We start from the raw sequence: 7,099 nt of genomic DNA on the forward strand, positions 1-7,099 counted from the left end.
CATATGGCCTGCGATGGTTTTACAATTCGGCCATGACTATTAAATCTGACCACTGGATCCGCCGCATGGGCGAGCAAGGCATGATCAGCCCATTTGAACCCGGGCAGGTCCGCCAAGATGCTGCCGGGCAAAAAATTGTGAGCTATGGCACTTCAAGCTATGGCTATGACATTCGTTGCGCTGATGAGTTCAAGATTTTTACGAACATCAATAGCACTATCGTTGACCCTAAGAATTTTGACGAGCAATCTTTTGTTGATTTCAAGGGCCCAGTTTGTATCATCCCTCCAAACTCTTTTGCCTTGGCAAGAACCGTTGAGTACTTCAAGATTCCGCGCAGCGTCTTAACGGTATGCGTTGGTAAGAGTACCTATGCGCGTTGTGGAATTATTGTGAACGTCACTCCATTCGAGCCCGAGTGGGAAGGCTATGTCACGCTCGAGTTTTCTAATACAACTCCTTTGCCTGCCAAGATTTATGCCGGCGAGGGATGTGCACAAGTTCTGTTCTTTGAAAGCGATGAAGTATGCGGTACATCGTACAAAGATCGTGGCGGTAAGTATCAAGGCCAAGTCGGCGTAACTCTGCCCAAGACTTAATCTGCTTAATCTGCTTCATCGCCATATTGGCGACTCTAAAGGGTGCTCATGAAATTTCGTTTTCCAATCATCATTATTGATGAGGACTTTCGCTCTGAAAATATTTCAGGTTCAGGTATTCGCGACTTAGCAGAAGCGATTGAAAACGAGGGCATGGAGGTTATTGGCTTAACCAGCTACGGAGACCTGACATCCTTTGCGCAACAGGCTTCCCGTGCATCCAGCTTTATTGTGTCGATTGATGACGAAGAGTTTGTTTCTGACTCCGAAGATCATGACTTGCCTGCATTAAATAACTTACGCGCATTTATTACCGAAGTACGCAAGCGCAATGAAGACATTCCGATCTTCTTGTATGGTGAGACCCGTACTTCACGCCATATGCCGAATGACATCTTGCGTGAGTTACATGGCTTCATTCATATGAATGAGGATACGCCAGAGTTTGTGGCGCGACATATCATTCGCGAGGCCAAGGTATACCTCGATTCATTGGCGCCGCCATTCTTCCGCGCCTTGACTAATTACGCCTCTGAAGGTTCGTACTCTTGGCACTGCCCGGGCCACTCTGGTGGCGTGGCTTTTTTAAAGAGTCCAGTGGGTCGCATGTTCCATCAATTCTTTGGCGAGAACATGCTTCGTGCTGACGTCTGCAACGCAGTGGAAGAATTGGGTCAGTTGTTAGATCACACTGGTCCTGTCTTGCAAAGCGAGCGCAATGCTGCGCGCATCTTCAATGCGGATCATTTGTTTTTCGTAACCAACGGTACATCCACATCAAACAAAATTGTTTGGCACTCAACTGTTGCCCCTGGCGACGTGGTGTTAGTAGACCGTAACTGCCATAAGTCGGTCATTCACTCGATCACGATGATGGGTGCTATCCCGATTTTCTTGATGCCAACTCGTAATCACCTTGGCATTATTGGCCCGATTCCAAAAGAAGAGTTTGAGTGGAAAAACATCAAGAAGAAAATTGATGCCAATCCCTTCATTAAGGACAAGAACGTAGTGCCTCGTGTGATGACGCTCACGCAAAGCACTTATGATGGGATCGTCTACAACGTTGAGATGATTAAAGAGATGCTCGATGGCAAAGTAGATTCTTTGCATTTTGATGAAGCTTGGTTGCCGCATGCTGCCTTCCATCCTTTCTACAAAGACATGCATGCCATCGGATCTGATCGTAAGCGCACTAAGAAGAGTTTGATGTTTGCCACCCAATCAACCCACAAGTTATTGGCTGGTCTTTCTCAAGCTTCGCAGGTTTTGGTGCAGGATGCCGAAGAGCACAAGCTCGATCGCGACTGCTTCAATGAAGCCTATCTGATGCATACCTCTACCAGTCCGCAGTACGCCATCATCGCTTCTTGCGATGTGTCTGCTGCCATGATGGAGGCCCCTGGTGGCACCACACTAGTTGAAGAATCTATTGCCGAGGCGATGGATTTCCGTCGCGCAATGCGTGAGGTAGATGATAAGTTTGGCGCAGACTGGTGGTTTAAGGTTTGGGGTCCGGATCACTTGGCTGAAGAGGGTATTGGCGAGCGTTCAGATTGGATTCTGGAGCCGAACGCTAGCTGGCACGACTTCGGCAAAGTGGCCAAAGACTTCAATATGCTTGATCCAATCAAGGCGACTGTTGTAACGCCTGGATTAGATATTGAAGGTAACTTTGGTTCTATGGGTATCCCAGCAAGTATTGTTACTAAATACTTAGCTGAGCACGGTGTGATCGTAGAGAAGTGCGGTCTGTACTCCTTCTTCATCATGTTCACTATCGGCATTACCAAAGGTCGCTGGAATACCTTAGTCACTGAGCTGCAGCAATTTAAAGACCACTTTGATAAGAACGCTCCCTTGTGGAAAGTATTGCCAGAGTTCGTTGCTAAGCACCCTCGTTACGAGCGCGTTGGTCTTAAAGACATCTGTCAGAAGATTCATGAGTTCTATAAGAGTCGTAACGTGGCCCGTATGACTACGGAGATGTATACCTCGGATATGGTGCCGGCGATGATGCCTTCAGAGGCTTGGGCGAAGATGGCGCACAAAAAAGTAGATCGCGTTTCTTTAGACCAACTCGAAGATCGCATTACTGCAATGCTAGTCACTCCATACCCTCCAGGTATTCCATTGCTGATCCCGGGTGAACGTTTTAATAAACGCATCATTGACTATCTCTACTTTGCCCGTGACTTCAATGAGCAATTCCCAGGATTTGAGACTGACATTCATGGTCTGGTCAAAGCGGATATCGATGGACGTAGTGAGTACTATGTTGACTGCGTGAGGCAAGAGCCTGATATCACCTTGTGATTTAGTTCAGGTAAATCATCCCCTTAATGCCCTGCTTTTGCAGGGTATTTTTTTGCTTGCACCAAAATCAGCCTTTGACTATACTTGTACAATATATTGAACAAGTTAGGCTGGACCATGAAAGTGATTAATTTTTCTGACGCAAGAAACCAATTTAAACAAGTGATCGATCAAGTAGTGAGTAATTGTGATGTAGCCATCATCTCTCGCAGAGATGCTGATGATGCTGTGGTGATGTCTTTAAATACCTATAACAGCATGATGGAAACACTCCATTTATTAAAATCTCCAGCTAACGCAAAACATTTGGAGAAATCATTGGCGCAATATCGAAAAGGGCAAACCAAAGAAAAGACTCTTGTAGATGCTGAGTAGCGTTGTTTGGACAAGCGCCGCATGGTCTGATTGTGTTTACTGGCAAGGGCAAGCCAAAAAAACTTTAAAGCGTATCAATGCACTTATAAAAGATGCTATGCGCAATCCTGGGGATGGAATTGGAAAGCCTGAGGAATTAAGAGAAAGCCTATCGGGATTTTGGTCTAGACGAATAGATGATGTTCATCGTCTTGTATACGTCATCGAGAAAGATCGGCTGGTGATAATTGCTTGCCGATATCACTATCAATAATCTCGCTTCAAGTGTAGTTATTTTCCTGGCTTATCTAACTGAAAGACTACCGGCGCATCTTCATCCATCTTGCTTGGTGGTGTATCTGTCTTTGCTTCATCGGTATTGGTGAAATTAAAGTCCTGGCTCTGCACTACTGCTGCAGGCTTATCCAGGAAGGTGGTGACTAGTGCTGGAAATGCCGCCACTACAACAACCATAATGAGTTGTAGAGCGACCCAAGGTAACGCACCCCAATAGATATCACCACTCTTCACCTCTTTAGGTGCAACGCCGCGTAGGTAGAACAGTGCAAATCCAAAAGGTGGATGCATAAATGAGGTTTGCATATTCACACAGAGCATTACGCCGAACCATATTAGTGCAGCGCTGGCTGCGGCTTGAGGATTGCCATTCATGGAGGCGAGCAATACTGGTGCAAGCAGCTTAACTGCGACTGGTGCCAGCATGGGCACAACGATGAAAGCGATTTCAAAGAAGTCTAAGAAGAACGCCAAAAAGAAAACAAATAGATTCACAACCACCAAGAATCCAACCCAGCCGCCTGGTAGGTTAGAAAATAACTCTTCAACCCAGTGGCCACCATCAACCCCTTGGAAAACAACTGAGAAGCACGTAGAGCCAATCAAGATGAAGACCACCATGGCAGTAATGCGCATAGTGTTTTGATAGGCCTCTTGAATCAATCCCTGTAGGTTGGGAATGCTTGCCCTACGAATCCAGGCCAAAATTAGTGCACCCATCGCACCCATAGCGCCAGACTCGGTGGGAGTGGCGATGCCGGTCATGATAGTTCCGAGCACCAAGAAAATCAGCACTGCTGAAGGAATGATTCCCAGTAGACATTTTTTCCAGAGCGCCCAGCCCTTGAGGGTAAGTTCGTTTTCTGGGGTGGCGGGCAAGTAGTCAGGTCTAAAGCGAGAAAGGAAGAATGTATAGAGGGCAAAGAGACCGATTTGCAGAAGGGATGGACCCCAAGCACCCAGATACATGCTGCCCACATCAGCGCTGCCGCTCTGGGTTTTTAGCTGGTCGGCCAGCACAATGAGTACCAAAGAGGGTGGAACTAGCTGGGTAATGGTCCCAGAAGCCGCCAAAACTCCCGTAGCGTAGCGCATGTTGTAGCCATAACGCATCATTACTGGCAGGGAGATCATGGCCATAGCGATCACCTGAGCGGCCACTGTGCCAGTGATTGCCCCCAAAATGAATCCCACAATGATTACTGAGTAGCCAAGACCGCCCCGAATACGCCCAAAGAGCTGACCCATGGAGTCCAGCATTTCTTCTGCAAGACCGCAGCGTTCTAGGATTGCGCCCATGAAAGTAAAGAAGGGGATGGCTAACAGCAGGTCGTTTGCGAGGACGCTGCCAAAGATGCGTTGGGGAATGGCTTGCAGAAATGGCATGCCAAAGAAATTCTCAGCAATCGCAATGCCAGCAAAAAATAATCCCGCAGCCATCAAAGAAAAAGCCACCGGAAATCCGATCAACATAAATACAATGAGTCCGCCAAACATGAGCGGTGGCATCCATTCAAGCGGAATCATTGCATGGGCTTTTCATAATGGAGATCGGCACCAGGCAATATTGCTTTGCCTTTGAGTGCGCCAATGCGTTTAATAATTTCTGATAGACCTTGAAGGCTCAGCATGAAGAAACCAAAGGGCACAACAAATTTAATGGGGTAACGTGATAAACCGCCTGCATTTAGTGAGCCCTCTGAAACTAGCCATGAGGGATAAAACAAAGTCGCCCAAGATAGCCAGGCGAACAATATGCAGGCTGGCATCAAAAAGACAATCAGACCAAATAGATCTACGTAAAGACGTCCGCGATCAGAGAGCTGCGAGTAAATTAAATCAACTCGCACGTGTTCATTCCGTTTGAGTGTGTATGCAGCTCCCAGCATCACGGCAGCAGCAAAGAGATACCACTGCAATTCCAAAGGCCAGTTGTTGCTGATGTCTAGGCTATAGCGGAGTAGGGCATTGGCGGCTGATACTATGCAAGACAGCAAAATCATGATGCTGGCTGCCTTGCCCAGAAATTGATTTAGTCGGTCAATTCCTGTTGAGAGTGTTCCCCAAAAACCCATGTAGTTTAGAGATCTGCGCGACCCCGTTTAACTGCGGCGAGTACTTGCGCTGGAGCGGTGCCGCCAGCATGTTGGCGAGAATTCACAGAGCCATCTACGGTCAGCAGGGCAAAGACATCATCCCCCATCAACTCTGGACGATTATCTAAGCCACAAGCAAAGCGTAATTCAGGAAGGGTGAGATCAGTGAGCATGCAGTTGCGACCAACACAGGCTTTAACTGCGTGAGCCACTGCTTCATGGGCATCGCGGAAGGCTAAACCTTTTTTAACTAAATAATCGGCTAAGTCAGTTGCTGTTGCGAAACCTTCTTCAGCAGCAGCCTTCATTACATCAGCTTTCACCTGAATGTGTGGAACCATATCAGCGAAGATGCGCAAAGTATCTTGAACCGTATCAACTGCATCAAACAAAGGCTCCTTGTCTTCTTGGTTGTCTTTGTTGTACGCCAATGGCTGACTCTTCATTAAGGTTAATAAAGAGATCAAGTCACCATATACGCGACCAGTTTTGCCGCGGGCTAATTCTGGTACATCCGGATTCTTTTTCTGCGGCATGATTGAGCTACCGGTGCAGAAGCGATCTGGCAAATCAATAAAGCCAAAGCGTGGGCTGAGCCACAGAACCAGTTCTTCAGATAGGCGTGAAACGTGCATCATCAAGATCGATGCAAACGCACAGAACTCAATCGCAAAGTCGCGATCAGACACCGCATCAAGCGAGTTATTGCAGATGCCATCAAAACCCAGAATCTTGGCGACTTGCTCGCGATCAATGGGGTAGGTTGTTCCGGCCAATGCGGCTGCACCGAGGGGCAGACGATTGAAGCGGGCGCGAAGATCAGCCAGGCGGCTTGCATCGCGACTAAACATTTCGTAATAGGCCATCAAGTGATGACCAAAGGTAATGGGTTGCGCCACTTGTAAATGTGTATGGCCAGGCATGATCGTGGCAGAGTGTTTCTCTGCAAGATCGAGTAAGGCAACGCGTAAAGTTTTGAGGGTAGCGGCAATTTGATCAACGCTGCCACGCAACCAAAGACGCAAATCCGTAGCTACTTGGTCATTACGTGAGCGACCAGTGTGAAGACGCTTGCCAGCATCACCCACTAACTCAGTGAGACGTGCTTCGATATTCAGGTGCACATCTTCTAAGGCGAGTTGCCAGTTGAATTCACCAGCCTCAATTTCACCTTTGATCTGAGCCATACCTTTTTGGATATCTGCTAAATCCTGGGCGCTGATAATCTTTTGGGTGGCTAGCATCTCTGCGTGTGCCAAGGAACCGGCAATGTCGACTAAGGCAAAACGTTGATCAAAGCCAATGGAAGCGGTATAACGCTGTACCAGTTCGTCAACAGGTTCGTTAAAACGGGCCGACCAAGCTTGGGCTTTGTTGGCAAGGGAATTTTTTGATGAGCTCATAAACGCAGTATATTGGTGTAGGTCTTTGATTATT

7 protein-coding genes are annotated in these 7,099 nt (G+C 47.4%); 4 read left to right on the top strand and 3 right to left on the bottom strand.

Features of this window, described 5'->3' with window-relative positions; genetic code table 11:
* Positions 1-32 precede the first annotated feature (32 nt).
* From dcd to B7X71_RS09985, 4 genes are all read left to right on the top strand, one after another.
* Positions 33-599: a dCTP deaminase gene (gene dcd / locus B7X71_RS09970; RefSeq protein WP_041484826.1), complete on the top strand. Its 567-nt coding sequence runs from the start codon at positions 33-35 to the stop codon at positions 597-599.
* Between the two features lie 48 nt (positions 600-647).
* Complete coding sequence (locus B7X71_RS09975) at positions 648-2,915, top strand: arginine/lysine/ornithine decarboxylase (protein ID WP_293598297.1); 2,268 nt, start codon at positions 648-650, stop codon at positions 2,913-2,915.
* A gap of 117 nt (positions 2,916-3,032) precedes the next feature.
* Complete coding sequence (locus B7X71_RS09980) at positions 3,033-3,290, top strand: type II toxin-antitoxin system prevent-host-death family antitoxin (protein WP_293598298.1); 258 nt, start codon at positions 3,033-3,035, stop codon at positions 3,288-3,290.
* On the top strand, positions 3,280-3,543 hold the full coding sequence (locus tag B7X71_RS09985; RefSeq protein ID WP_293598299.1) for a Txe/YoeB family addiction module toxin: 264 nt from the start codon (positions 3,280-3,282) through the stop codon (positions 3,541-3,543). The genes B7X71_RS09980 and B7X71_RS09985 overlap by 11 nt, the downstream gene beginning before the upstream one ends.
* 17 nt (positions 3,544-3,560) lie before the next feature.
* Here B7X71_RS09985 and B7X71_RS09990 read toward each other — a convergent pair whose 3' ends face one another.
* Genes B7X71_RS09990 through argH form a run of 3 tightly spaced genes read right to left on the bottom strand, consistent with a single transcriptional unit; the run spans position 3,561 to position 7,065 of the window.
* Positions 3,561-5,093 (bottom strand): TRAP transporter large permease subunit, encoded by a 1,533-nt coding sequence (locus B7X71_RS09990; RefSeq protein WP_293598300.1) that lies wholly within the window; start codon positions 5,091-5,093, stop codon positions 3,561-3,563.
* Complete coding sequence (locus tag B7X71_RS09995; protein ID WP_293598301.1) at positions 5,090-5,641, bottom strand: TRAP transporter small permease subunit; 552 nt, start codon at positions 5,639-5,641, stop codon at positions 5,090-5,092. The genes B7X71_RS09990 and B7X71_RS09995 overlap by 4 nt, the downstream gene beginning before the upstream one ends.
* A 5-nt stretch (positions 5,642-5,646) precedes the next feature.
* Positions 5,647-7,065 carry an argininosuccinate lyase gene (argH, locus tag B7X71_RS10000; protein ID WP_293598302.1) on the bottom strand — a complete coding sequence of 473 codons (1,419 nt, stop codon included), beginning with the start codon at positions 7,063-7,065 and terminating at the stop codon, positions 5,647-5,649.
* Positions 7,066-7,099: the final 34 nt, after the last annotated feature.

This window comes from Polynucleobacter sp. 39-46-10 (genome assembly GCF_002282275.1).